The sequence below is a fragment of the Erwinia sp. BNK-24-b genome (assembly GCF_047456155.1).
Classification (GTDB): Bacteria; Pseudomonadota; Gammaproteobacteria; order Enterobacterales; family Enterobacteriaceae; genus Erwinia; species Erwinia phyllosphaerae.
Genome location: NZ_CP179901.1, coordinates 4,033,907 through 4,055,131, shown reverse-complemented (window position 1 = coordinate 4,055,131; position 21,225 = coordinate 4,033,907). Strand labels below are relative to the sequence as shown.

Annotated in this window: 27 protein-coding genes and 3 pseudogenes; 22 read left to right on the top strand and 8 right to left on the bottom strand. The window is 48.0% G+C overall.

The genetic code is table 11. The features are described 5' to 3' along the window. Positions 1-8: 8 nt before the first annotated feature. Positions 9-1,388 carry an MFS transporter gene (locus tag ACMGGR_RS18720; RefSeq protein ID WP_414147580.1) on the bottom strand — a complete coding sequence of 460 codons (1,380 nt, stop codon included), beginning with the start codon at positions 1,386-1,388 and terminating at the stop codon, positions 9-11. Positions 1,389-2,036: 648 nt separating this feature from the next. Between ACMGGR_RS18720 and ACMGGR_RS18715 the strand changes: the two genes are divergently transcribed. Next, positions 2,037-2,192, top strand: coding sequence for a Hok/Gef family protein (locus ACMGGR_RS18715; RefSeq protein WP_246760897.1), 156 nt, complete (start codon positions 2,037-2,039; stop codon positions 2,190-2,192). 104 nt (positions 2,193-2,296) lie between these two features. Here ACMGGR_RS18715 and ACMGGR_RS18710 read toward each other — a convergent pair whose 3' ends face one another. Continuing rightward, complete coding sequence (locus tag ACMGGR_RS18710) at positions 2,297-2,458, bottom strand: hypothetical protein (protein WP_414147579.1); 162 nt, start codon at positions 2,456-2,458, stop codon at positions 2,297-2,299. Positions 2,459-2,704: 246 nt separating this feature from the next. Between ACMGGR_RS18710 and ACMGGR_RS18705 the strand changes: the two genes are divergently transcribed. Together ACMGGR_RS18705 and ACMGGR_RS18700 are read left to right on the top strand one after the other, a co-directional pair. After that, on the top strand, positions 2,705-2,860 hold the full coding sequence (locus ACMGGR_RS18705) for a Hok/Gef family protein (RefSeq protein ID WP_246760897.1): 156 nt from the start codon (positions 2,705-2,707) through the stop codon (positions 2,858-2,860). A 148-nt stretch (positions 2,861-3,008) separates the two neighbouring features. After that, positions 3,009-4,118, top strand: coding sequence for an AI-2E family transporter (locus ACMGGR_RS18700; protein WP_246760904.1), 1,110 nt, complete (start codon positions 3,009-3,011; stop codon positions 4,116-4,118). A 102-nt stretch (positions 4,119-4,220) separates the two neighbouring features. Here ACMGGR_RS18700 and ACMGGR_RS18695 read toward each other — a convergent pair whose 3' ends face one another. Beyond that, on the bottom strand, positions 4,221-5,429 hold the full coding sequence (locus ACMGGR_RS18695) for an FAD-dependent oxidoreductase (RefSeq protein WP_414147578.1): 1,209 nt from the start codon (positions 5,427-5,429) through the stop codon (positions 4,221-4,223). Positions 5,430-5,862: 433 nt separating this feature from the next. Between ACMGGR_RS18695 and ACMGGR_RS18690 the strand changes: the two genes are divergently transcribed. The 5 genes and pseudogenes from ACMGGR_RS18690 (at position 5,863) to ACMGGR_RS18670 (ending at position 8,285) form a co-directional block, all read left to right on the top strand. Then, positions 5,863-6,564, top strand: coding sequence for a hypothetical protein (locus ACMGGR_RS18690; protein ID WP_414147577.1), 702 nt, complete (start codon positions 5,863-5,865; stop codon positions 6,562-6,564). Beyond that, positions 6,557-6,982, top strand: coding sequence for a hypothetical protein (locus ACMGGR_RS18685; protein WP_414147576.1), 426 nt, complete (start codon positions 6,557-6,559; stop codon positions 6,980-6,982). Before ACMGGR_RS18690 ends, ACMGGR_RS18685 begins: the two co-directional genes overlap by 8 nt. A gap of 105 nt (positions 6,983-7,087) precedes the next feature. Beyond that, entirely contained in the window at positions 7,088-7,345 is a 258-nt protein-coding gene (locus tag ACMGGR_RS18680) for a hypothetical protein (RefSeq protein WP_414147575.1), read from the top strand. 190 nt (positions 7,346-7,535) lie between these two features. Beyond that, a pseudogene (locus tag ACMGGR_RS18675) lies at positions 7,536-7,992 on the top strand (STM2901 family protein). Then, complete coding sequence (locus tag ACMGGR_RS18670; protein ID WP_414147574.1) at positions 7,986-8,285, top strand: DUF1493 family protein; 300 nt, start codon at positions 7,986-7,988, stop codon at positions 8,283-8,285. The pseudogene ACMGGR_RS18675 and the gene ACMGGR_RS18670 overlap by 7 nt, the downstream one beginning before the upstream one ends. Positions 8,286-8,288: 3 nt before the next feature. On the opposite strand, the pseudogene ACMGGR_RS18665 reads toward ACMGGR_RS18670, so the two are convergent. The 3 genes and pseudogenes from ACMGGR_RS18665 to ACMGGR_RS18655 all read right to left on the bottom strand — a co-directional run. Beyond that, positions 8,289-9,089: pseudogene (locus ACMGGR_RS18665) on the bottom strand (tyrosine-type recombinase/integrase); the annotation flags it as partial. 2 nt (positions 9,090-9,091) lie between these two features. Beyond that, entirely contained in the window at positions 9,092-9,643 is a 552-nt protein-coding gene (locus tag ACMGGR_RS18660) for a PH domain-containing protein (protein WP_414147573.1), read from the bottom strand. Positions 9,644-9,657: 14 nt separating this feature from the next. Continuing rightward, the gene (locus tag ACMGGR_RS18655) at positions 9,658-9,966 is read right to left on the bottom strand and encodes a transcriptional regulator (RefSeq protein ID WP_414147572.1); all 309 of its coding nucleotides are present in this window, start codon (positions 9,964-9,966) and stop codon (positions 9,658-9,660) included. Positions 9,967-10,365: 399 nt separating this feature from the next. Between ACMGGR_RS18655 and ACMGGR_RS18650 the strand changes: the two genes are divergently transcribed. The 5 genes and pseudogenes from ACMGGR_RS18650 to ACMGGR_RS18630 all read left to right on the top strand — a co-directional run bounded on the left by ACMGGR_RS18650 (position 10,366) and on the right by ACMGGR_RS18630 (position 12,561). Then, positions 10,366-10,488, top strand: a complete 123-nt coding sequence (locus ACMGGR_RS18650; protein WP_414147571.1) for a hypothetical protein — start codon at positions 10,366-10,368, stop codon at positions 10,486-10,488. Continuing rightward, a pseudogene (locus ACMGGR_RS18645) lies at positions 10,485-10,739 on the top strand (GPW/gp25 family protein); the annotation flags it as partial. The gene ACMGGR_RS18650 and the pseudogene ACMGGR_RS18645, both read left to right, overlap by 4 nt. Before the next feature lie 35 nt (positions 10,740-10,774). Next, a complete protein-coding gene (locus ACMGGR_RS18640; protein WP_414147570.1) occupies positions 10,775-11,119 on the top strand; it encodes a tail fiber assembly protein in 345 nt (114 codons plus the stop codon). 127 nt (positions 11,120-11,246) lie between these two features. Continuing rightward, entirely contained in the window at positions 11,247-11,963 is a 717-nt protein-coding gene (locus tag ACMGGR_RS18635) for a hypothetical protein (protein ID WP_414147569.1), read from the top strand. A 289-nt stretch (positions 11,964-12,252) separates the two neighbouring features. Further along, the gene (locus tag ACMGGR_RS18630) at positions 12,253-12,561 is read left to right on the top strand and encodes a DUF1493 family protein (RefSeq protein WP_414148996.1); all 309 of its coding nucleotides are present in this window, start codon (positions 12,253-12,255) and stop codon (positions 12,559-12,561) included. A 283-nt stretch (positions 12,562-12,844) separates the two neighbouring features. On the opposite strand, the gene ACMGGR_RS18625 is transcribed toward ACMGGR_RS18630, so the two are convergent. Both ACMGGR_RS18625 and ACMGGR_RS18620 read right to left on the bottom strand, forming a co-directional pair. After that, entirely contained in the window at positions 12,845-13,873 is a 1,029-nt protein-coding gene (locus ACMGGR_RS18625; RefSeq protein WP_414148995.1) for a tyrosine-type recombinase/integrase, read from the bottom strand. Next, positions 13,873-14,463 carry a phage repressor protein CI gene (locus ACMGGR_RS18620; protein WP_414147568.1) on the bottom strand — a complete coding sequence of 197 codons (591 nt, stop codon included), beginning with the start codon at positions 14,461-14,463 and terminating at the stop codon, positions 13,873-13,875. Before ACMGGR_RS18620 ends, ACMGGR_RS18625 begins: the two co-directional genes overlap by 1 nt. Before the next feature lie 127 nt (positions 14,464-14,590). On the opposite strand from ACMGGR_RS18620, the gene ACMGGR_RS18615 reads away from it, so the two are divergent. The 9 genes from ACMGGR_RS18615 to ACMGGR_RS18575 all read left to right on the top strand — a co-directional run bounded on the left by ACMGGR_RS18615 (position 14,591) and on the right by ACMGGR_RS18575 (position 21,196). Next, positions 14,591-14,854: a hypothetical protein gene (locus tag ACMGGR_RS18615; RefSeq protein ID WP_414147567.1), complete on the top strand. Its 264-nt coding sequence runs from the start codon at positions 14,591-14,593 to the stop codon at positions 14,852-14,854. Between the two features lie 31 nt (positions 14,855-14,885). After that, the gene (locus tag ACMGGR_RS18610; RefSeq protein WP_414147566.1) at positions 14,886-15,395 is read left to right on the top strand and encodes a phage regulatory CII family protein; all 510 of its coding nucleotides are present in this window, start codon (positions 14,886-14,888) and stop codon (positions 15,393-15,395) included. A 2-nt stretch (positions 15,396-15,397) separates the two neighbouring features. Beyond that, entirely contained in the window at positions 15,398-15,589 is a 192-nt protein-coding gene (locus tag ACMGGR_RS18605; RefSeq protein ID WP_414147565.1) for a phage filamentation protein Fil family protein, read from the top strand. Continuing rightward, on the top strand, positions 15,553-15,894 hold the full coding sequence (locus ACMGGR_RS18600) for a DUF5347 domain-containing protein (RefSeq protein WP_414147564.1): 342 nt from the start codon (positions 15,553-15,555) through the stop codon (positions 15,892-15,894). The genes ACMGGR_RS18605 and ACMGGR_RS18600 overlap by 37 nt, the downstream gene beginning before the upstream one ends. Positions 15,895-15,961: 67 nt before the next feature. Further along, positions 15,962-16,189, top strand: a complete 228-nt coding sequence (locus ACMGGR_RS18595) for a DUF2732 family protein (RefSeq protein ID WP_414147563.1) — start codon at positions 15,962-15,964, stop codon at positions 16,187-16,189. Next, complete coding sequence (locus ACMGGR_RS18590; RefSeq protein ID WP_414147562.1) at positions 16,189-16,416, top strand: TraR/DksA family transcriptional regulator; 228 nt, start codon at positions 16,189-16,191, stop codon at positions 16,414-16,416. The genes ACMGGR_RS18595 and ACMGGR_RS18590 overlap by 1 nt, the downstream gene beginning before the upstream one ends. Continuing rightward, positions 16,413-18,671: a replication endonuclease gene (locus ACMGGR_RS18585; protein ID WP_414147561.1), complete on the top strand. Its 2,259-nt coding sequence runs from the start codon at positions 16,413-16,415 to the stop codon at positions 18,669-18,671. The genes ACMGGR_RS18590 and ACMGGR_RS18585 overlap by 4 nt, the downstream gene beginning before the upstream one ends. 188 nt (positions 18,672-18,859) lie before the next feature. Next, entirely contained in the window at positions 18,860-19,051 is a 192-nt protein-coding gene (locus ACMGGR_RS18580; protein ID WP_414147560.1) for a hypothetical protein, read from the top strand. A gap of 486 nt (positions 19,052-19,537) precedes the next feature. Continuing rightward, a complete protein-coding gene (locus tag ACMGGR_RS18575) occupies positions 19,538-21,196 on the top strand; it encodes a methyl-accepting chemotaxis protein (RefSeq protein WP_414147559.1) in 1,659 nt (552 codons plus the stop codon). Positions 21,197-21,225: the final 29 nt, after the last annotated feature.

The following is a 21,225-nucleotide window of genomic DNA, read 5'->3' as shown; positions in this document are numbered from 1 at the left end:
CTCTTCACTTATCGGTTATTGAAGGTGCGCGACAGGGCTGGCAGATCGTTCAGCCCGGCGCCTTTTATCTGCCGGGAAATCCGGACGTTTTTGTGTTGAATAATGGACAGCGCCGCTAACAGAGCCGGCAGCGCTAAAATGATAAAAATCGTCGACTGGCCTGGAAAGATTCCCAGCAGCACGCCGCCCAGCGAGGAACTAAGTATTGCCCCGCTGCGACCAACACCGTGCATCCAGCATACGCCAGTGGCGCGCATTTCCGTGGGGTAGAAGACAGGAGAAAAAGCCTGTAGGCCATTTTGCGCGCCGTTAATACAGATGCCGCTGATAAACACCAGCACTGCCAGCGCGGCGGGACCAAAACCCCAGATACCTTGCGCCAGCAGACAGATACAGCCCGCCAGATAAAACAGGCCAATAACATATTTGGCTTTCAAGCGATCCATCAATGCGCCGACCAGCAGGCCTCCGAGCGCGCCACCCAGCTGAAAAAGCCCGGAGACAATGGCAGCGCGTTCAAGCGATACGCCGCCGGAACGCAGAATGGTAGGCAGCCAGCCGTTCAGCAGATAGATCACAAACAGGCCCATAAAATAGGTCAGCCAGAGGATCAGCGTACCGCGTGCGTAGCCGCCGGAAAAAAGCTGTAAAACGCGTGCTTTTTTCGGCATCACCGGCGCATGCAGCACAAAAGCGGTAGCAGCGGTAAAATGCCCGCCGATCTTATTGAGCGTGGCGGCTATTTTTTCGCGGCTAACCTTATTCACCACCATATACATGGCGGATTCCGGCAGCATAAAAAGGAGCACGGGCAGCATTAACAGCGGTACCACGCCGCCAAAAATCAGTACCGATTGCCAGCCAAAATGGGGCAGCAGCGCGGCGGCAATAAAGCCGCTCATGCCGGAGCCAATATTAAATCCGCCATACATGATGGCAATCGCCAGGCTGCGACGGCGTTCCGGCATATATTCCGCCAGTAGCGTGACGCAGTTCGGCATAACGGCCCCCAGCCCTAGCCCGGTCAAAAAACGCAGCAAAGCCATTTCGAAGGGCGAACGGGCAAAAGCGCTGGCCAGGCTAAAGCAGGCAAAACCGCTAATGGCGAGCAGCAGGATCTTTTTACGTCCATAGCGATCCGACCAGGGCCCGGCAATCAGCGCGCCAAGCGCTACACCAAACATCGCCGCGCCCAGAATTGGCCCCATTTCGCTACGGGATATATTCCAGCTCTCAATCAGGGCCGGAGCGATAAATCCCATCACGGCGGCATCATAGCCGTCAAAAAAGATGATAGTGAAACACAGGGCTAAAATCAGCCACTGTTTTGCGGAGATGGGGCGGGAATCAATCCACGCTTTCACATCAACAATGTTGTTATCGCTCATAGGCACGCTCTCTGTTTTTTTTATCAATGCCGGGTCTGAGTAAAAAAAATGCTCTGGTCCCAGGACTGACAGCAGGCTTTAAAAAAACTGTTTGAGGTAAGGGTTTTTGTATTTTTTTATATAAAACAAATAATTAAATTTAATGCATTGCGAGCTGGCCATACCAAATTAGGCGGCAGGCTGGCCTTTGTCTGCCATAAAATGGTTATAGAGATATGAGTTTTGTTTATTGTGTGAGGCGCATCGCTTTCTGTGGTGTCGTTAATCGAGCCGGACGGGACCATTTCTGAGAATGGTGTATTGACAGCTAAAGATGGGTAGATGATTTGGTCGTTACGCAATTGGCAAAAGTGAGTTGTAAAGAGGTAAAGGCGCTATTTTTGCACGAGTTTGCATTTAGTGATTAAACCTGGAGACGCTATTGCACGGTTTATCGAGTGCTCACGCAACTCTGACTTTTGTCGCTGGGATAAAAGAAGAAGGGGAGTAAACTGCGCGGCGGGTGCTCTGGATCTTTCGGTCCTGAGCATACGTAAGGGACAGAAAGAGAAAGACCCCACCTGATAAAATCAAAGTGAGGTCAACCCTTATGCGTAGCAACATAAAGGTAGCCTTTTACCTGCTGAAAAGCAACGGAGGAGGAAGCCAGTGAAGGCAGCAAAGTTACTCTTTTTGAGCCTGATCGTGTTCTGTGTAACGCTGTTGATATTTACATGGATAACGCGCGGCTCACTGTGTGAACTCAACATCAGACAGGGAGAAACGGAGGTTGTCGCCAGCCTGGCTTACGAAGCCGGAAGGTAAGGGCAACCCGGCGGCGGGATCCGTCCCGCCAGCCGGATGTTGCGGCATGATCCGCGAGCACCCTTTCTATTTTTCCGCTGCCAGGTTACTCAGGCATAAAATAATTATTCAGGTTTTGAATGACTTACGCCTTTATCGGTATTGGTATTGGTATTGGTATTGGTATTGGTATTGGTATTGGTATTGGTATTGGTATTGGTGTCGGTGTCGGTGTCGGTATTGGGATTGGTTCGGCCGTCAGGACAATCTTTTGAACGGGCCGACAATTTTTCATTAAACCCGAATACGTCGTTGCACGGTTTATCGAGTGCTCACGCAACTCTGACTTTTGTCGCTGGGATAAAAGAAGAAGGGGAGTAAACTGCGCGGCGGGTGCTCTGGATCTTTCGGTCCTGAGCATACGCAAGGGACAGAAAGACCCCACCTGATAAAATCAAAGTGAGGTCAACCCTTATGCTCCACAACATAAAGGTAGTCCTTTACCCGCTGAAAAGCAACGGAGGAGGAAGCCAGTGAAGGCAGCAAAGTTACTCTTTTTGAGCCTGATCGTGTTCTGTGTAACGCTGTTGATATTTACATGGATAACGCGCGGCTCACTGTGTGAACTCAACATCAGACAGGGAGAAACGGAGGTTGTCGCCAGCCTGGCTTACGAAGCCGGAAGGTAAGGGCAACCCGGCGGCGGGATCCGTCCCGCCAGCTGGATGTTGTAGCATGATCCGCGAGCACCCTTTCGATCTATTTTCCCCACGGTATTGCAAAAGCAGCGCAGCCTTCTATGCTGCGTTAGCAAATTGTTGTTCCAGGGAAAATAAAATGAGATTTAACGGCCTGACAAAGGGATTTTTTATCCTGATCCTGCTTATCGTAACCGTGGCTTTTTTCGAGGTACTACAACCCTATTATTCCGCCGTGCTGTGGGCGGCGATTCTGGCGGTGATCTTTCACCCGATGAAAAATAAACTGCGCCAGTGGATGGGCGAAAGGAACGGCGCGGCTTCCCTGCTGACCGTGGCGATTATCTGCCTGATCGTAATCACGCCGCTGGCGCTGATCCTGTCTTCACTGGCGGTTGAAGCTAACGTGGTTTACAGCAAAATTCAGGCTAACAGCACGCCGGTACCCACAATGGTAACGGATGCCATACACCATCTGCCGCAATGGGCACAAAACTATCTGGCCAATCATCAGCTGAATACGGCAAACAGCATCCAGCAAAAGCTTTCTCAGGTTGCGGTGCGCGGCAGCCAGTATCTGGCGGGAAGCGTTTTTCTGATTGGCAAAAGTAGCCTGAGCTTTGCGCTTGGGTTTGGCATCATGCTTTATCTGCTGTTTTTCCTGCTGAAAGATGGTGCCTGGCTGGTAAACGTTATCCTCAGGTCGCTGCCTCTGACGCGCTATGTAAAGCACCACCTGCTGGCAAAATTTGCGGCGGTAGCGCGTGCCACGGTTAAAGGGACGGTAGTGGTCGCCATAGTGCAGGGCGCGCTCGGTGGCCTGGCATTTTACTTTACCGGTATTGATGCCAGCCTGCTTTGGGGAGCGCTGATTGCTTTTCTGTCGCTGGTTCCGGCTATTGGTTCCGCTATTGTCTGGGTACCTGCCGCTATCTTCTTTTTCTCGACCGGTCTGATCTGGAAAGGCGTTTTCCTGGTCGTATTCTTTGTCGTGATTGTCGGTCTGGTAGACAATTTCCTGCGACCGCTGCTGGTTGGCAAGGACACCAAAATGCCGGATTACTTAATCCTGATTTCTACTCTGGGCGGGATGGAAATCTACGGCATTAACGGTTTTGTCATTGGTCCGCTGATTGCCGCAATGTTTATCGCCTGCTGGAACCTGCTTTCCGGACGCGACCACGAAGGCAACAGCGAAGAGCTGGATCAGGAATTTATTGAAGAAGGCAAAACGCCACCGGGCGTCTGATTAAGAGTAAACCTGCGGTCTTGTTTCAGACTGCTGGCAGACCTATGCTCTCTGAGCCTGAATATTATCAAAAACTTCAAACGGCCCCGCAGGGCCGTTTTTTTATAATCCTTTCGGGATCTCGCGATAAAATCCCATCCCAATCAGTCTGCCAAACAGGAAAGGAAGAAAAGACCGACGGCGCAGCCATAGCTCCATTTTTCCCGGTGGCTTGCTGCGCGGCTTTTGTCCCGCTTTGCTAATCATAATTTGCAGCGATTGCGTTGCCCAGGTGGCAAAAGCGCGCCGACGCTGTACTTTTTGCAATGTTTTCAGGCTTAGCGTGCCTTTTTTCAGTGGCGCTGACAGAATATTGGCTGCCGCCACTGCGTCCTGAATAGCCAGATTGACGCCGACGCCACCAATTGGCGACATAGCATGCGCTGCATCGCCAATGCAAAGCAGCCCCGGTTTTGCCCACTGTTGCAAACGGTCGATGCGAATCTTCAGCAGTTTTACCTGCTGCCAGTCGGTAATTTCCTGTTGTAGCCGAATGACAGAAAAGGGTGAAGCGGCGGCAACCTGCTGTAAAAAAGCGCTAAGTCCGGCGGTTTGCAGGGTTGCTAAACTTCCCTGAGGAATGGAGTAACCGCACTGCCAGTAATCTCCGCGGTCGATCATAATAAAATGCTTTTTAGGGCCGCGGTGGCCGGGCGTCCATTCGGGGTCTTCAGGTTGTTTAGCAACCTTCAGCCATAGCACATCGCGCGGTGAACCAAATCGCCGTAGAGGCAATCCGGCCAGTTCCCGTACTACAGAGTGACGACCATCGCAGGCGATCACCAGTTCGCTGCGGATTTCCTGTAGTTGTTCATCAATGATGGCTTTGACGCCTTTTATCTGTCCCTGCTCTTCAACCAGTTCCTGAACCCGCGCATTCTGGATTAGCCGAAAATTCGGTAGCTGAAGAGCTTTAGCACTGAGAAAGTTTAGAAAATCCCATTGCGGCATAAAGGCAATATACTTGCAGCGCGTAGGCAGGCGGCTGAAATCCGCCATTGTGGCGGTCTGACCGCCTATTTCGCCGTAAAGCTTTTCGGCTTTTTGATGCGGTAGCGCTAAAAATTCTTCCAGAAAACCCAGCCGCCAAATGATCTCCAGCGTGGAAGGATGGATGGTATCGCCGCGAAAATCCCGCAGGAAATCACCATGTTTTTCCAGCACGGTGACGGGAATACCGTTGCGCGCCAGCAGGTAACCAAGCATCAGCCCGGCCGGGCCAGCGCCGACGATGCAGCAGGAAGAAGGTGAGCGGTGGCGATCGGCGTTCATAAGGTCTTGTCCGGCTAAAAATATAACTGATAATAGTTATCATTTGTCGGCTGGGTGGTCAAATAGTGCGGTTGATAACGCGTAAATTTTTAGTCTGGCGACAGGAGCTGGACGTGTTAGGGACGGAAGAAATCAAATTATCTTATTTACGAGTTGAATTTCACTATTTTTTAATTTTAAAAAGTATCTGGAAATTACATTGAGAATTTATTTATATGAAATAGCGAGGGGTTTATTTTAATTTATCGTTATGATCTAAAGGCCGAGGGAGGATTTAACATCAAAAAGTATATATTGATGATTTCCTGCATGCTAAAAAGCAGTTGAGCTTGGCTCCAAAAATGAAAATAAAAAATGGAAAAAATATTGTCTACTGGTTATTATTTTATTGGCTTTTAACAGGCAAGGACAGAAAAGGAAAGGAGTTTCAAGAATGAGTAAAAGGAGCAACATTCTGGATGGTCGCCAAAGTCATCTGAAATATGGATTAATCTATACAGAAGTACTAGGATGGATTGATTTAGGCCATGCACAGGGTACGGATATAAAGGCTCTGTTGAGAAAATTTGATGATGGAGAATCATCCGGGCAAGAGCGTTATGATGTCAGCTATTCACAATCTATGGTGGATCCGTCTTACATCATTAAAACCGGCAAGTTTATCACCTGGCGCATCAGGAAAGGCCGTTCGTATTCAGAACGGCAAAGCATTGCGCTGGCAATGATGATGGTACTTGCGCGGAACTTTGAAGGGTTTCAAGCATCATTCCCTTTCAATATGGTCACTGACAGCGGATTTAGCGGTGAAGATCTGGTTTCCGATCTGCTGGGTTTCTATCGCGCAATATCCAGTAAAAACCTTTTTCCTGCATTGCGGCCTGTCAGTAAGGAAGAGGCGCTCAGGCGCTGGGATCGTTACGGTCCAATAGGTTCCTTCAAAAATGATTCCTTCTTACCTCTTCTTTTTCCAGACCCACAGAAATACCCTAACGCCAGACCGCGTAGAGGCGTTTTACCGGATTTTATGACAACGATCAGGCCGTGGGGTGACTTCCACTCTGGAAAGGTTGGCATTGCTACAGCTGATGGTTCGTACATCGATAGCGCGAAAAAAGGGACATTACCCTATGCGTAAATTACTAAAGGTACTCGTTATAATTGTTGTCGTGATTACTGCCGTACTCACGTATGCCTGGCCTTACATAGAAATGGAGTTTGCAGGAAGTGCGCACTACACCGAGCAGGATAAGCGGGAATATAATTTCTATACGCCTGATATTTTAAAAAAAATTCCTCGTATTTCCCCCCGTTATGACTTTGATTTTGCAAATATCACTGGGCCTGCAACACACGTATATGCGGTGAAATTTTATGATACTGAGGACATCCGCAGGATTAATACTTACCTGGCATCAACAGGGTACAAACGACAGGACGAATGCGATGCAGAGTCAGTATGCTGGCGCGGTACTGATCCTCAAGAAATCATATATGTCGGAATGTTGAGAGGTGAAAAAACCGTGATCGTCCAGGTTGTTTATGACTTCACGTAATGACAAAAATCTTCAACTGCAAATACGTTTGTGACATACCTTAGCTCCTTGCTATATCATTTACCCAATTTTTGAGCATGTTCGTAAATGGGGGCAAGAAAGAAGATGGAAAAAATGAAAAAAATACTCATTTATATCGCTACCGTAATCGTTTTCTTTGTGTTTATCCCGGAGTTTTTTCTCCGCATATTGACTTCAGAGCAGCTTGCCAGAGCCAGTGATTTTACGAGCTTAGGAGGTATACTAAATCCTTTCCTTTCATTACTGATTTTTCTGGGTCTTTTTTCCATTATTTTAGCTCTCATCACCGTTGCGGTTGTAGGAAAAATCTACCGCTTAAGGTCTCGACCTGAAAGCAGATAAAGCCGGGATAAAAGGCATGTTGGCCGCGTCAATGCCCCGGAGGCGTACACAATAGTTTGAAGGCGGTGAAGAGGCCGTGAAGTGCAACGGCTTCGCAAAGTGCGTTTGAGGCGTCAGGTGACATCTGGCATTGACTGAATTCGATGTGGTAAAGTTTTGAGCGATACGGTGAGCCATTTAAGGGAATGAGATGGATACAACTGAGCAGCTAAGCGGGACTTACTTCTATGGTGGTTTTACGAACCTTTCTGCCGGAAAGCTATTCTTCTGGATTATGGTCGACGTAACAGCTGAGCATTTCAGTGAGGCGAAAGATATCGTTGCAATAGCGGCTATTTACTCCGGGCAAAACGTTATTGATGTATCAGGTAAGCTAAACGGGGCATGGAAAGGCACCTCTTATGCTTCGGTTTATTCCTAAGCTGTTACGCGATTATCGTCTTCCGTTCAGGTTGCCCACGTGGATACAAAACCCGCAAAACCCTTTGCAAATAAAAAGAATAATGACCCATAAGCTGGGAACATTTGTTGGTCGTACAATTCCGGTTCTGGGCTGGGCAATTTTGGCTGCTGATGTAGCTGAGATTAGCTGGAAAGCTGTAGTGAAATATAATCGCATTGCCAATAAGGATGACAGAATATGGTGACAGAGGATATAGAAAAGGCCGTATTTGCACTGGTTGAAGATTATAATGGCAGAAGTCTGTTCACGTTCAGACGTTATAAGCTTGAGCTGGACACCGATCTGAACAACGACTTTCGCATGGATCCTATGGAGGCATATGAGTTGCTGGAACGCTATGCTGAAAAGTTTGGTATTGCCCCCGAAACTATTACATTTGCCGAATATTTCCCGGAAGATTTTACCAGGTCACATGATCCGCTGACTATTCGTCTGTTGGTTGAGTCTGCGCGGGCCGGTCACTGGCTGGGTAAATAATTAACGGAAAGCGTAATAACAAGGTGTGAAAAGCGCGCCGTTCTTTTTAGGCAACTCGCCAGCCAAAGCCAACGAAATGGGAATGGTTCGGTTCTTCTTCCCTTTGGTTTTTACAAAGGTAATGCGCTGTCCTGAAACTTGCGATCGCTTTAAACCTTCCGCTTCACTCCAGCGCGCACCCGTTGCCAGGCACACCTTAACTATCATCAGCAGATCCTTCGCTGAACTCGCTTTGCAGGCTTCTAATAAAAGCGTGATTTGTTCAGCGGTCAGGTAAGCCATTTCGCCTTCGTCAACGCGGAAGTGGCGAACGTTTTCGAGAGGATTGGGCAACGTCCATTCACCTAATCTTTTAAGCTCGTTAAAGACGGCAAGAAAGTAAGCCAGCTCCAGATTTAAAGTGCGGGGCGCTACCTTAATTATCCGCCTGGTTTGGGCAAAGTGGCCTTCAAGGCGTTTAGCACGGTAGGAAGTAAAGAGCTGGGCATTAAATTCTGCTGCAAGAGGGTAGCCCATGCATTCACATGCCCAGGTCATAGCGCTTCTGCGCTTATCCCCGTCTTTTAGCGTAATGCCGTGACGGCTGAACCAGAGTTCTATCAGGTCAGTCAGGCGGCGCGTTTCTTTCGCTTCGCCCAACCAGGGACCCGCTTCGATTTTCTCAAGCGTATAGTTTTCAAACGCTAAGGCTTCACCTTTGGCCGCAAACTTCTTGCGGACGCACTTACCTTCTTTTCCACTACTAGGGTCAACGGTATAAAAATCAGCGATCCATTGACCGTCGGGGAGTTTCCTGACTGGCATAATTAGCCGTTTAAAATCCTTTGTTTTTGTTGCTGGAACTCTTCATCGCTCAAAATACCTTTCTCTTTTAGCGCGGCAAGGCGTTCAAGCTGTGAGACAACATCAGCTGGGGAGCTGTTTTCTGCGGAGCGCGGCTTTTCATCAAGAGCATTGCGGGTAGCGTTGATAAGGTTAGTGAAGGGGACAACGGTGCCTTTTTGTACATTCTTAATAGTGTAATTTTGTCCGCTTGTGCTGATAGAAATTTCACCAAGCAATACGCCGGTTTTACCTCCGACACTGACGACGTTTTTAAGGTTCACATCAACCTGCTTAACGCCAAATATCATCCCTTTATCCAGGAAGATGATGCGGTGATTAGTTAAAGTAATTAGCCATGTATTTCCGTCCATCATGCCGCTGGCAATGGCTAAAGGCTGCTCCGATGCATTCAGGATTTTGGGCAAGTGAAAAAATTCTTTCTTTGTTCCGAAAGGAATATCGCCTACAACCTGTGCAAGCCTTTTAAATTCTTCTTTTAATTGTGCTTCAGTTGCTTTTGCGTAGTCTAACATAATCAATCCTTTAGCTAATTTATCGTCAAAGCAACGCGGCCGATTATATTGATTTCATCAAGTGAGCAGTCGAAAGATGCTCCTGCACCAACACCGGACACGCGTACTTTTTTAACAGGAATACGTGTAAGTACTCTCACGCTGGTTTTGTCTTCAATCTCAATCAACCAACTGTTATCGTAAATTTCGCCAAAATCTTTATCGATAATGTACTGCGTAGAACCCTCTACAACATAAACAGGCTCTTTGGGGAAAACTTTTCCAGACAGGAATGCGTTTTTATAAAGCATGAAGTTGCCATCATCAAACAGCTGCCCATCCACGATTTTGTGACGCAGTAAATTTAAAACATCCAGCTCGCCGTCACTGTGCTTAAGCCCCTGGCCAGTTAGACGCGATCGAATGATTGCGGCTTTGTCGCATGCGCAGGATTTACTCGAAAAGCAGCCGACGCTCGTTCAGCTCGACGTAAGGCGCTGCACCAGTGGGATACCGCTTTTGCACTACCTGCCATCTATTCCGACGCTTGTCCACCTCCCTCTGATTCTGAAGAGGGTTGCGTAACCCTGTTCCCGGACGGTGCCCGGTTTGAATATGAACCTAAAACCGGCTAATTAGCGATCTCTGGTATTAAAAGCATCCGCATTGATGCGGCGGACAGCATCGAGCTGAACACTGAAAAGCTGTCTATCAATGCCAGCCAGACGCATATCAGCAGCGAAATGGTAATTACCGGCAGTGTTAAACAGAGCGGCGGTGCGATGAGTTCAAATGGTGTTGTTGTGGATTCGCATAAACATGGCAGCGTAAAGGCTGGCTGTGACACTTCCGGGGGACCGCAATGACGATGTATACCGGAATGAACCAGCAGAGCGGGCTGGCTCTCACCGACATGGATCACATCCGCCAGTCAGTGTGGGACATTCTGCTGACGCCGCAGGGCAGCCGCATAGCTCGGCGGCAATATGGTTCGCTTCTGTTTGCCCTGACGGATCAGCCGCACAACGACGCGTTAAACCTGCAAATTATGGCGGCGGTTTATGGTGCATTAAGCCACTGGGAACCTCGTATCAGACTGGACACGATGAACATCACCCTACGGCTACCACTACGTTAGCTCCTGCAACTGTGTTGGATAAATGGAACGGTGAAGAGTGGGTCACAGATACGGACGCACTACAGGCGGCAACCATAAGAATTGCAGAAGCTGAAAAAACGGCCCATATTGTTGAGGCTAATAATGTGACTCAAATATGGCAAACCCAGCTATTGCTGGGCCTCATTACTGACGCAGACAAGGTATCGCTGACCGCATGGATGAAATACGTTCAGGCAGTATCAAGCCTTGATACTGCCACTGTGCAGGATATCATCTGGCCAGAAAAGCCAGGCGTTAACAGTCTTATACCTGTCGGGCAGGTTTATGTCCGGCTGGTCTGCATCACCTGCGCTACAGTAGTATTTTGGCTCATCTAATGCACTCCTTGCCACGGTAGTCCTACATCTCCCCTTATGTGTTTTTCAAGACCAGCGCCAAACTCTTCAGTTTTCTTTTGAATATAGTTCTGTATAATAATTCGCCATTAAAAAAGGATGATTACTAATGGCGCTATCACAATATTTAAAATTAAAGATCACAGCAGATAAGAAGATTGCCGATGCCTTCAGTAAAGGATTGCAGGGGGTAGGTAATGTAGCCAGAGAGAATTTAAGTGACATATATTCGGGTACAGAACGGCTTTCATGGCGCAGCTCGTGCTTCACAGATAAGTATAGTGATGTTTGCAGCGAGTTGAATATGGAAGATAAAAGGATGTTCCTCTCTATCTATGAAGCATATAAAAGGAAAGATGTTTTTTTGGATATGTTTCAACTTTACACCGCCTATCTGTTGCGCGATCAGGATGCAAGAAGACTTGAAAGCCCTGATTCACCAATACAGAAAAAAGTAATGGCTATTGCTGGATTTGCTGCGAACGGCAAAGCATCAAAAGTCACGAAAATGGCTATCTCGTATGCAATGGCTAAAGGGATGGCAGAAGCCGCGCCAATTTCTATGGCTATCAGAACGGCTATCAATGGTACCAGCTATATTGCTTTGTCCGGATTAGGTTTTTATGGAAAAGTACAAAAATCAGCTATGGCCGCTCGACGCCTGCGCTCAACTAACCCTTTATTTTATCAGGCTCTTTACAGAAATAATCTTGAAATGCTCTATATTTATATTGAAAAGGTTATCAACTCTTTCAACATGAAGTTAAGCGGAAGAACATCGCCAACTGAACAAGATATCATCAGACTACTGGACGGTATAAATTGAATTTTTTAACTAAATTTATATTAAACATTGCTATTGATTACGTGCCTGTATTGTTAGTAATAGTTGCCGGGGCGTTTTATGTAGTGTTTTTCCCGAATTACTGGGGAAGGTTGTTGCTAATTACCATTGTTGTAATATTCGTATTAAGCGTTAAGGTTTTCAATAAAATACAATTTAAATCTAAAAGAAAGTAATGTAGTTGAGCTTTGTGGTGGTCATTCTCGATGTATTAAAATGAACTTAATCAACCCCTATAAGGTGATTGCAGGTGAAAAAGGACAAGGGCAGTATGAGTACTGCTGAAAGGGTTCGTCGCCTGGTTACTAAGTATTTTTGGGAAATGCCAGATGACGCATCCCTAAGTACAGGTAAAAATAGTGTATTACCTGAAGAGGCACATGATTTTTTTGAAGAGTACGCTGAATCATTTCACGTCGATATGACTGGGTTTGAATTTCGCCGCTATTTCCCAGTCACAGGAATACCATTTCTACCAAATGCTGTTTTACCAAAATATCTGCGCACAGATCGCCATCAACCTGAAGCGTTGACTATCCAGATGTTGATTGATTCTGCTGAGGCGGGGCAGTGGTTATAGTCATGATATTAGCATTGGCAGTGCTCCCTCGTCAGGTATGGTCGTAATTTTTCAAGAAGTGGTAGCCTGTTTTGCAGGTTGACCACTTTGCTGCCAATGACCACCATAGAAACAAAAAAGCCACCCTTCAAAGGTGGCTTAATGTCCTGATTTAACAGGTAAAATCTGGTGGCCCCTGCTGGACTTGAACCAGCGACCAAGCGATTATGAGTAGATTCGGTAATCTCATAAAAACAATTACTTATCTTTATATTCAATAGCTTACGAGTGCCAATTGATGCCATTAAGTGCCTTGGTTACTCATTTGTATCGCCATTTCATCGCCACTTCCATCGAAAGGATTAAGGCGAAGCGTCTCTTCTAAATGATCCGGGGCAAAGTGCGCATATCGCATAGTCATTTTAATGTCTGTATGGCCTAAAACTCTTTGTAATACCAGTATGTTGCCACCACGCATCATAAAGTGCGATGCAAATGTGTGCCTTAAAACATGTGTCAACTGACCAGCAGGAAGCTCTATGCCTGTTCGCTCCAGAGCAGAACGAAAAGCGCCATAGCTTTCCTGAAACAGGCCACCTTTAGTTTTAGGCAGTGAATTATAGAGATTCTGGCTAATGGGCACCGTTCTGTTTTTTCGGCCTTTGGTTTTGGTAAAAGTGATCTTGTTCTTAGTTAGTTGGCTTAGCTTAAGGTCTTGCGCTTCAGACCAGCGAGCACCTGTAGCCAGGCAAATTTTGACAATGCACAACAGGCTTTCGTTATAGTGGCATTCTTTCAAAAGTAGGCCGATCTGGTCGCTGGTAAGATAAGCCATTTCCGCTTCTTCTGTACGAAAAGGGCGGATTAGCTTTAACGGATTCTCACTTTTCCATTCACCTAGGCGGGCCAGCTCGTTAAAAACGGCTCGAAAGTAGGCCAGTTCAAGATTTAGAGTGCGAGGTGAAACCTCTTTTACTCGGTTAGATCTTGCATAACCGCCTTTGAGGCGTTTCTCACGATAACGCGAAAACATTTGTGCATCAAAATCGCGCGCCAGCGGTTCGCCCATACATTCATAAGCATGGTGCATTGCACTTTGTCTTTTCAGTCCGTCTTTCAAAGTTATTCCGTGTGCGCTATACCATGCATCTACAATTTCTTTCAGGGTGCGGCGATCTTCTTTTTCTTCTGTCCAGGGAGTCTGATTTGTATATTGCTCAAAAGCTATTGCCTCGCCCTTGGTAGCAAACTTTTTACGGATGCGCTTTCCCTTCGCTCCATTCGGATAAAGTTCACAAATCCATCCACCGCCAGCATTCTTACGCACCGCCATCATTTAACCTCGCAATAAATCCCTATTACGCGACCTAATATTTGGACGTCACCAACTGAACATTCGAAAGGAACTTTGCCGCCTGTTACGTGAAGTTTCTTGCCTGGAAGCACGGCAATCTCACGAATGCTTACGGCCCCATCTATGTCAACAAGCTTAAATCCATCCGATATGGTAGTGGTTTCCTCCAAAAGATTTAGCCCGTTTTCTGTCTCGACGCAGAAAACACGCGCAGACGTTTTACTCAAAACACTACGGTCGATGTTGAAAAAACCACTTTTGACTAAGCGGGATTCACTTAAAGTGAATTTCTCTAAGGCCAGAAATTCATTACTTCCATCATTTTTCCGCTTTTCTTCAGCACCGTTTTCACCTTCTCCGGTTAGTATCCAGTGCAAGCTGGCCCCCGTTTCTAAAGAGCACAGTGCCGCAAAATCATAAGACACATTGCCGCGTGTATAGCGGTTTGTAAGAGAACTGGCTGCTATACCAAAGTGGTTTGCCAGCTGTACTTTTTGATGAAAACCATAGACGGAGCAAATGCGGTCGAGGATTTTTACGTTATCTAAATTCGATGTATCGTATTTCATGGCGGCTTCCTGCATTGACTACTTAGAAAATCCGTAGTAAATTTCTGTTTATCGAAGTCACTAATGTCACCAGTTGGCACTCTTTGGCATTTAGTGGCGTTGTTTTGTTAACTGGGAATCATGCTATATGGCTAATGAAATTACAATCGTCAAAATCCCCCGTGAAAAGGTCTATGCATCTGAGTTTGCAGCGCTGGAGGGAGTTTCAATCCGAACGATTCGCCGCTGGACAACTGGCGAAAACCCCTGCCTTCCTATCGAAACCCGCACCATCAAAAAAGGTCAGAAAAAAGCTACCGGGCGCGTAAAAATCCTCTATGCCCAATGGAAAGAAAAACAGGTCAAGGAAGCCTTGGGCCATTCCCGCTTCCAAATCATTGTCGGCGTTTAGTTCACATTAAGTGAATAGGGAAAATACGAATATGTTTGATTTTAGGATTTCCACCCATAAACACTTCGATGAAGCCTGCCGCCGATTTGCGTTAGCTCACAATATGGCCGAACTGGCGAAGCGCGCTGACATGCGAGTGCAGACCCTGCGCAATAAGCTAAACCCTGAGCAACTGCACCAACTGACGGTTGCAGAAGTACTGGTGCTTACTGACATAACCGAAGATGCATCTTTGATAGATGGCATGTTAGCGCAACTGCAATGCCTGCCTTGTGTGCCAGTAAATGAAGTCGCAAACGAAAAATTGCCAGTGTATGTCATGAAAGCTACAGCAGAAGTAGGGCAGCTGGCTGCCGGTGCGATATCTTCCGAGTCGCTCACAAATAGTTGTAAGCGTGGCCTGCTTCAGAACGTTAATACTGGCATTCGTTGCCTTACTCTTGCCGCTCTCGCAGTCCAGGCCCGCATTCACGCTAATCCGGCAATGGCTTCGACAGTGGATGCAATTAGCGGTATCGGCGCAACTATCGGACTGAGCTAAATATGACAATCTCAATGGCTGCGCTACTGAAGCGCCGAAGTCCGCTGCCCGCATACGGTCATGGCTGGATTATGACTAAAGAAGGCCAGCGCTGGCACCCGACATTAAGTAAACAAAACGCCCCCGGAAATATGGCAGTAAGTAAAAGAGGTAAATCATGGCTATCGAAGCTGAAGCAGTACTGGCTGAAATAAAAACGGGCGCGCGAGTGGCCGGACTGAATCACGTTGCCGAACTACGTTCAAAATTCTGGGGCAACGACTGCGGAAAAGATATCACCCGTTTTTTTGATGAAATGCGCGATACCACCGACAGGAACTATCAGGAAAACAAGCGGGCATTAAGCGCCATTTTCTATCTGGCGAATATTCGGACAGAACGTCACGAGCTTGATTTTAATGAACTGACCACTGATGAAAGAAATGCGCTTATACGTGCGATGAACCATTTTCGTGCAGTTGTGAGCTTATTTCCCAAGAGAATGACTCTGCCCAATTAATCACTCTTTTTAAATAAATGACGTTAACCCGTCGGGCATCGCTTTGCCCAAATTCAGGAAAAGAAAAATGCGAAATATTGAAATCCGAAATTTTGACAGCGAAACAGAAGCGCTGACCATGTTGCTAAATAAAGCCCGCATTGAGGAACGTAAAGACCGCGCGCTGGCTGTTTCCGACCGTCTCATTGAGATGGCCGTACATATCCATCAGCAGGAGCTGAACGGCACTGAAGCCGCCGAGCTTATCCGCCGTGAAGCCGAGCGTTACAGCAATGAATCGCAGGAGCTGCACTAATGGCCGATTCAATGGATCTGGTGCAGCAGCGCACCGACGAAATGCTGGCGCGCAATATCGCCCAGGTTGTTTACCGTCCGGTAAATGTCAGCGCCTCTTTCTGTGAAGACTGTGACGCGCCAATTCCCGAAGCGCGCCGACGCGCCGTGCAGGGCGTTATCCGTTGTGTGACCTGTCAGGAAATGGACGAGCTGCAAAGCAGACATCGCCAGGGCAGCGCGCAATGATACAGGAATACGCTTACCCGTGGAACGTTCCACGGGAGGCAATCGCCAGCCCTTACCCTACTTATGAGGAAGAACGTAGCCGCGATCGGATGATTGCGGCTTTGTCGCATGCGCAGGATTTACTTGAAAAGCAGCCGACGCTCGTCCAGCTCGACGTAAAGCGCCGTACCAGTGAGCTGGAGAAAACACACGGCACAGCCCGTGCCAATGCGTACTTAACGAAAACCTTCGTTGAGCGCACATTGCCACGCGTTGAAAGCGTCAGCTCGCAGTATCGCCTCGGTGAAATGAGCAAGGGTATTTTTACCCACCTGACCGGCAACGCTTCTGATAAAACAGGCGCGGCCAGTGCAGCGGGTACGCTGTGGGAGCTGATGAACCGTTTTAACCGCCTGGCAGATTTAGCCCGCGCCGATGTGGATTTACTGGCCGGCGACATCGCCAGCTTTATCCTGGCGGAAATGGTGCAGGCGCACGGTCAGTCTGAGGATGAATCAGATTACAAATACACGCATCGCGTTTATATGACCGCTGCGGCCATCACGCGCGAGCTGAAGCAGACGCCGCCGCTGTGGGAGAAAGTCACCTCGCAACTGTTTTGCCCGGAAGACGTAACGCCCGCCATTATGCGTATGCAGACAGAAAAATGGTGGAAAGGTCGGCTGCGTCGCGTGGCCGCTTCATGGCGCGAACACCTGCAAATCGCGCTTGCGAACGTCAGCAAAAAGCACACGCCCTACGCCAGTAACATGACGGTCAACGAATGGCGCGAGCAAAAGCGCCGCACGCGCGAATTCCTGAAGGGCATGGAGCTGGAAGACGAGGAAGGCAACCGCATCAGCCTGATTGAGAAATACGACGGCAGCGTGGCGAATCCGGCGATCCGTCGCTGTGAACTAATGACCCGCATCCGTGGCTTTGAAAATATCTGCAATGATATGGGCTTTGTCGGCGATTTCTACACGCTGACCGCGCCCGCCCGCTATCACGCCACTATCAAGACCGGCTACCGCAACCGCAAATGGAGCGGTGCCAGCCCGGCGGAAACGCAGCGCTATCTCTGCAATGTCTGGCAGAAAGTTCGCGCCAAACTGCACCGGGAAGAGATCCGCATCTTTGGTATTCGCGTGGCCGAGCCGCATCACGACGGCACGCCGCACTGGCATATGCTGATGTTTATGCGCCCGGAAGACGTGCAGTGCGTGCGCCAGATTATCCGCGATTACGCATACCAGCAGGACAGCTACGAGCTGACCACGGATAAAGCCAGAAAGGCCCGCTTTCACGCGGAGGCCATCGACCCGGAGAAAGGCAGCGCCACCGGCTACGTGGCTAAATATATTTCCAAGAATATCGACGGCTATGCGCTTGATGGCGAGCTGGACGACGAAAGCGGTAAAGAGCTGAAGGAAACCGCGCCCGCCGTGTCTGCCTGGGCGGCGCGCTGGCATATCCGGCAATTCCAGTTTATCGGCGGTGCGCCGGTCACGGTTTATCGTGAGCTGCGCCGTATGGCCGACAGTGAGACGGCGCAGGGCTTAAGCATTGAATTTGCCGCCGCACACGATGCAGCGGACGCGGGCGACTGGGCGGAATACGTCAACGCCCAGGGCGGCCCGTTTGTGAAGCGCGACGAGCTGGCCGTGCGCACCTGGTATCAGACAAGCGAAGACTGTAACGAGTACGGCGAGGAAACCGTGCGTATTAAAGGCGTTTACGCCACGTCAGTTGGCGAAGATACCCCGATTTTAACCCGCCTCGCACAGTGGAAGATTGTGCCGAAGCGTGCCGTTGACCTGGCCGTTGATTTTAAGGACGCGTCCGCGTCCTCTCGGAGTTCTGTCAATAACTGTACGGGAGGTTTGAGATCGCAGGATTCGAAACTGCCGGAAAGTGTAGGTAATAAAGACTTTTCAGCGCTGAGCCGCAAGGAACGGCGGCAGATGTTAGCCAGGGTAAGAGCTGATGCGCCGGTAAAAAGGCACCTGAAGCTAAGGCGGCCAGACAAAATCGAAGCGGCCTGCGATAACGTGATCGGCCAGATACGTGATATCACCCGCGAAACCATCAGTCGGGCAGTTGCTGTGCGTCTTATCGGCGGTACAGAAACCAAAATCGCCGGACATTGGTTCCGCAGCTCTGCCGGTGGTGAGTTGTTCAGACCAGCAAAGCACATCGAATCAGGAAAGCTTTTAGCCAGGGTCGAAAAGCTTAAGAAGCTTTCCATGAAAAGATGCTTTGGTTGCTCTGACTGACATCACGAAATTTTGCCCGTGCTTAGGAAAAACGCCAGCCAGTTTGATTAATGCTCGTTACGAAAGTTTATAAAAATATCATTTCTATCAAGGTGATATAATTATTGAGAACTTTCCTGAAATACTTTATGTCAATGTGAATGCTGTGCTACTGTATGTATGTACAGTGATTATTGAAGGGGGGAATTATGGACAGTGAATTACAAAAACAGGTGATGCTTGAGCGGGTAGAACTCATTGCGAGGCTAACTAATGAGGGAGCCTCGCAAGAGCGCGACAGGGAAATAGCGTTGAATCTAATCGCCGACATTGCAGCCAACAGAAACCTTACTAATAATCATTTTTCGGTAGTATTTTCGGCTTTGCCGATTGAAAGATAATCCCTGGTTGATTGTGGCTACAGTTCCGAAACAAATTTTATAGCCATGCATGCATCAGCTGCATGGATCTGCATGAACAACTAACAGCAAAAACACCATTACGGCACCAGGCAGGGTGCCGTTTTTCATGGATCATGCAGTTGCATTAAAAGCGATGCACAAAGCGGGCAGGCGTGGCGGGGATAGCATTGCGCGCAGATGGGGAAACATGTATTGCTTGGGCCATGTAATGCATCGATTGCCATTCAAGAATGAATCTGAAAACATGTATTCTAATAGCTTGATTGTTTTGGAAGGACTGGGTTTAGTTCCATTAGCACTGTTTAGTCGCACTTAAATTTTTAAATCCATTAATTTCATGGTGATAGCTAAAGTCACCTTTTTTTTCTAATACATTCTCTCTTTGCGCCGATGTTTAACCCTGCAGTTTGCTTTAAGTTCAAATCCTATTAACTTTCGACACGATCAAAATGGCAGGGGATTGTTATGACTATCACACAGCGGTTAATGCTTACTTTTTCTCTTCTTTCTACCGCACTTGTTGCGATTGTCATAGTAGCTATCACAGTGGCCGGAGGTTTTCAGTCCCGTTTTCAATACGTTCAGGAAAACACAATTCCCTCAATTCTTGATATTGGCAAGATGGTTGACGACAGTAACTTCCTTATCATCTGGCTTTACCGGCATCAAAGTGCGACGGATCCCAGGCGACAGGCTGAAGTTGAAAAAGAGATTGATGGCGTTATTGAACGAATTAAATCTTCCAATCAGTATTACCTGACTCACGATGTTTCAAATGATGAAGATCGTCGTATGTCAGAAACCGCCTTTGCCACAATCAAAAAAATTGAATTAACGCTTCCGGAGTTTCTCTCAGGTTCAAGGGCACAGAATGATTCTGTGGCTCTTGGCGCACTTCAGGGGCACGATGGGGTCGGCGAAGCAGCGAGACAGCTCATAGCTGGCTACAAGGAGCAGCTCAAACTAAATGTCGATATCGGTAACCAGCTCCGTAAAGAAAGCGATATTACTTATCAAACAACCATCATGACGCTTGTAGGTGGTTCCGCATTGGTCATCATTATTCTTGGCCTCTTCGCGCTTAAGACTATTTTTGCCATTCGGAATCAGCTAAATGGGATGCGGCATACCATGGAAACTGCCAGCGAACGCCTTGATCTGACGCTTCGGGTTGATGAATCGCGTCGGGATGAAATTGGCCTGACCGGAAAGGCTTTTAACCACCTTATTGAAAATGTATCCGCCTCTCTTTTAAAGGTTGAAACATCCGCCCAGTCAGTCAGTGCCGCGTCGGCAGAAATTTCAGCAGGAAATGAGGACCTGTCTTCAAGAACAGAGGAGCAGGCAGCGTCACTGGAACAGACAGCAGCGAGCATGTCCCAACTCAGTGAAACAGTACGTCAGACCGCAGAAAACACTCGGTTGGCAAGTCAACTGGCAAAAAATGCTCAGGAAATCTCACAAGATAGCGCCAGCCGTGTTCGTACGCTACTTACCACTATGAATGACATTAAGGGAAGCTCAGCAAAAATTACTGACATCATTGCATTGATTGAAGGGATCGCTTTCCAGACCAATATTCTGGCTCTGAATGCCGCCGTCGAAGCGGCCCGGGCAGGCGAACAGGGTCGCGGTTTTGCCGTTGTGGCCGGTGAGGTGCGCAATCTTGCACAGCGTTCTTCTTCTTCTGCACGCGAAATTAAAGAGCTGATTGAGTCGTCCACAGAATTTGTTGTATCCGGCTCTGAGCAGGCTGAAGGTGTTGGGGAAAATATTACGCGTATGAACAATGCTGTGCGTCAGGTGACCGATCTGGTCGATGAGATATCTGTAGCTGCAAATGAACAGTCGCAGGGGATTACTCAGGTCCATCAAGCCGTTAATCAAATGGACGATGTGACGCAACAGAACGCAGCTTTGGTTGAAGAGGCATCAGCCGCTTCACGCTCGTTAATGGAGCAAGCCACGTCTATGAATGAACTGGTTAATACATTTACTCTTGTTACGGCTCCCAAGGCAAGGAAGTCTGCCCGCCCCCCTGTAACTAATTCAGCACCGGCACCGGCTTTGCGTACTACACCCGCCGCAGTTACACTGGACGATAACAATTGGCAGAGCTTCTGATATTACAAACTGAATACATAATTCCAAGC

What these genes read in the sequence shown, in the direction of transcription:
- ACMGGR_RS18600 (WP_414147564.1), top strand. Translation starts at nt 15,553, where the DNA reads ATGGCTATCGAAGCTGAAGCAGTACTGGCTGAAATAAAAACGGGCGCG.
- ACMGGR_RS18685 (WP_414147576.1), top strand. Translation starts at nt 6,557, where the DNA reads ATGCGTAAATTACTAAAGGTACTCGTTATAATTGTTGTCGTGATTACT.
- ACMGGR_RS18700 (WP_246760904.1), top strand. Translation starts at nt 3,009, where the DNA reads ATGAGATTTAACGGCCTGACAAAGGGATTTTTTATCCTGATCCTGCTT.
- ACMGGR_RS18660 (WP_414147573.1), bottom strand. Translation starts at nt 9,643, where the DNA reads ATGTTAGACTACGCAAAAGCAACTGAAGCACAATTAAAAGAAGAATTT.
- ACMGGR_RS18695 (WP_414147578.1), bottom strand. Translation starts at nt 5,429, where the DNA reads ATGAACGCCGATCGCCACCGCTCACCTTCTTCCTGCTGCATCGTCGGC.
- ACMGGR_RS18670 (WP_414147574.1), top strand. Translation starts at nt 7,986, where the DNA reads ATGGTGACAGAGGATATAGAAAAGGCCGTATTTGCACTGGTTGAAGAT.
- ACMGGR_RS18720 (WP_414147580.1), bottom strand. Translation starts at nt 1,388, where the DNA reads ATGAGCGATAACAACATTGTTGATGTGAAAGCGTGGATTGATTCCCGC.
- ACMGGR_RS18680 (WP_414147575.1), top strand. Translation starts at nt 7,088, where the DNA reads ATGGAAAAAATGAAAAAAATACTCATTTATATCGCTACCGTAATCGTT.
- ACMGGR_RS18650 (WP_414147571.1), top strand. Translation starts at nt 10,366, where the DNA reads ATGGTAATTACCGGCAGTGTTAAACAGAGCGGCGGTGCGATGAGTTCA.
- ACMGGR_RS18575 (WP_414147559.1), top strand. Translation starts at nt 19,538, where the DNA reads ATGACTATCACACAGCGGTTAATGCTTACTTTTTCTCTTCTTTCTACC.
- ACMGGR_RS18585 (WP_414147561.1), top strand. Translation starts at nt 16,413, where the DNA reads ATGATACAGGAATACGCTTACCCGTGGAACGTTCCACGGGAGGCAATC.
- ACMGGR_RS18615 (WP_414147567.1), top strand. Translation starts at nt 14,591, where the DNA reads ATGGCTAATGAAATTACAATCGTCAAAATCCCCCGTGAAAAGGTCTAT.
- ACMGGR_RS18580 (WP_414147560.1), top strand. Translation starts at nt 18,860, where the DNA reads ATGGACAGTGAATTACAAAAACAGGTGATGCTTGAGCGGGTAGAACTC.
- ACMGGR_RS18630 (WP_414148996.1), top strand. Translation starts at nt 12,253, where the DNA reads ATGAGTACTGCTGAAAGGGTTCGTCGCCTGGTTACTAAGTATTTTTGG.
- ACMGGR_RS18690 (WP_414147577.1), top strand. Translation starts at nt 5,863, where the DNA reads ATGAGTAAAAGGAGCAACATTCTGGATGGTCGCCAAAGTCATCTGAAA.
- ACMGGR_RS18595 (WP_414147563.1), top strand. Translation starts at nt 15,962, where the DNA reads ATGCGAAATATTGAAATCCGAAATTTTGACAGCGAAACAGAAGCGCTG.
- ACMGGR_RS18610 (WP_414147566.1), top strand. Translation starts at nt 14,886, where the DNA reads ATGTTTGATTTTAGGATTTCCACCCATAAACACTTCGATGAAGCCTGC.
- ACMGGR_RS18620 (WP_414147568.1), bottom strand. Translation starts at nt 14,463, where the DNA reads ATGAAATACGATACATCGAATTTAGATAACGTAAAAATCCTCGACCGC.
- ACMGGR_RS18635 (WP_414147569.1), top strand. Translation starts at nt 11,247, where the DNA reads ATGGCGCTATCACAATATTTAAAATTAAAGATCACAGCAGATAAGAAG.
- ACMGGR_RS18590 (WP_414147562.1), top strand. Translation starts at nt 16,189, where the DNA reads ATGGCCGATTCAATGGATCTGGTGCAGCAGCGCACCGACGAAATGCTG.
- ACMGGR_RS18625 (WP_414148995.1), bottom strand. Translation starts at nt 13,873, where the DNA reads ATGGCGGTGCGTAAGAATGCTGGCGGTGGATGGATTTGTGAACTTTAT.
- ACMGGR_RS18605 (WP_414147565.1), top strand. Translation starts at nt 15,398, where the DNA reads ATGACAATCTCAATGGCTGCGCTACTGAAGCGCCGAAGTCCGCTGCCC.